The following is a 261-nucleotide window of genomic DNA, read 5'->3' as shown; positions in this document are numbered from 1 at the left end:
CAGCTATATTATTTATCATCTCTACACCACTTTCTAATGCTGTAAATCATAATCATTTTGTCGCCTATTTTCCTGAACCGTATGATAGACTAAGCCTACCAGGTATAGTTCGTAGCCCAATTGATCCCTTTGAATTTATAGAAGCAACAGTCATGACAAAGGAAGAAGTATGCAAAACAAAAAATCATGACCTATTTGCAGCTGTTTTTGAAGATTGCAAAGGAAGGCAATATTGTGTTTATGTAGGCAGTAGAGTAGGGT

Annotated in this window: 1 protein-coding gene; it reads left to right on the top strand. The window is 36.0% G+C overall.

What is annotated here, in order from left to right; translation table 11 throughout:
- A partial coding sequence (locus L8D11_RS05515) for a hypothetical protein (protein ID WP_236870661.1) occupies positions 1-261 on the top strand: 261 nt, incomplete at both ends.

The organism is Candidatus Bandiella numerosa (assembly GCF_021811875.1).
GTDB lineage: Bacteria > Pseudomonadota > Alphaproteobacteria > Rickettsiales > Midichloriaceae > Aquirickettsia > Aquirickettsia numerosa_A.
The sequence above is the reverse complement of the archived record's forward strand: the minus strand, read 5'-3'. Positions and strand labels throughout refer to the sequence as shown.